The organism is Methylibium sp. T29 (assembly GCF_000576205.1).
Taxonomy (GTDB): domain Bacteria; phylum Pseudomonadota; class Gammaproteobacteria; order Burkholderiales; family Burkholderiaceae_C; genus Methylibium; species Methylibium petroleiphilum.
In genome coordinates, this window is record NZ_AZND01000494.1 from 1 (window position 1) to 1,320 (window position 1,320).

Sequence of the window (1,320 nt, forward strand, 5' to 3'; positions counted from 1 at the left end):
TGAACCGCCCCGGGTTTCGAGGAGGCTCCAACACTTGAGAAGATGGAGCCATGAAGAAGTCGAGCAAGTTCTCACCCGAGGTGCGTGAGCGGGCCGTGCGGCTGGTGCAGGAGCATCGCGGGGAGTACCCGTCGCTGTGGGCGGCGATCGAGTCCATCGCACCGAAGATCGGCTGCGTGCCGCAGACGCTGCTGGAGTGGGTCAAGCAGTCAGAGGTGGACGCCGGTGCCCGGCCAGGCGTCAGCACCGTCGAGGCCAAGCGCATCAAGGACTTGGAGCGCGAGGTCAAGGAACTGCGCCGGGCCAACGAGATCCTGAAGCTGGCGAGCGCGTTTTTCGCCCAGGCGGAGCTCGACCGCCGGCTGAAGTGATGTACGGGCTCGTCGACGAGCACCGCAATGTCCACGGGGTCGAGCCGATCTGCACAGTGCTGCGGATCGCCCCGTCGGCCTACCGACGGCACGCTGCCCGGTGCCGGGATCAGGCACTGCTGAGCCCCAGGGCACGACGTGACGTGGCGCTGATGCCCGTGGTCGAGCAAGTGTGGAATGCCAACCTGCAGGTCTACGGCGCGGACAAGGTCTGGAAGCAGATGAACCGCGAAGGCATCGAGGTGGCGCGCTGCACGGTCGAGCGCCTGATGCGGCGCCTGGGTCTGCGCGGTGTCAGGCGCGGCAAGGTGATGCGCACCACCATCAGCGACAACAAGGCACCATGCCCGCTGGACAAGGTGAACCGGCAGTTCCGGGCCGAGCGGCCGAACCAGTTGTGGGTGTCGGACTTCACCTATGTCTCGACCTGGCAGGGCTGGCTGTACGTGGCATTCGTCGTGGACGTGTTCGCCCGGCGCATCGTGGGCTGGCGCGTGAGCAGTTCGATGACCACCGACTTCGTCCTCGATGCTCTGGAGCAGGCCTTGTACGCCCGCCAGCCTGAACGAGACAGCAGCCTGGTGCATCACTCGGATCGCGGTTCGCAATACGTCAGCATCCGCTACAGCGAACGGCTGGCCGAGGCCGGCGTCGAACCGTCGGTGGGCAGCAAGGGCGACAGCTATGACAACGCGTTGGCCGAGACGATCAATGGCCTCTACAAGGCCGAACTGATCCATCGTCGCGCACCCTGGAAGACCAAGGAGGCGGTGGAGCTGGCCACGCTGGAATGGGTGTCCTGGTTCAACAACCACCGCCTACTCGAACCCATCGGCTACATCCCACCTGCCGAGGCCGAGGCAAACTACTACCGGCAACTCGCCAGTCAGGCTACCGAGGTGGCGGCTTGACTTAACCCAACGGGCCTCCGCGATTTCCGGGGCGGTTC

1 protein-coding gene and 1 other annotated feature are annotated in these 1,320 nt (G+C 65.3%); the gene reads left to right on the plus strand.

The window, feature by feature from the left end:
- The first annotated feature begins 50 nt into the window (after positions 1-50).
- A protein-coding gene (locus x551_RS22320) for an IS3 family transposase (protein ID WP_152543640.1) occupies positions 51-1,282 on the plus strand; the annotation gives its coding sequence in 2 pieces (ribosomal slippage) (positions 51-339 and positions 339-1,282; 1,233 coding nt in all).
- Positions 329-445, plus strand: a sequence feature (AL1L pseudoknot). It overlaps the preceding gene by 117 nt.
- Positions 1,283-1,320 lie beyond the last annotated feature (38 nt).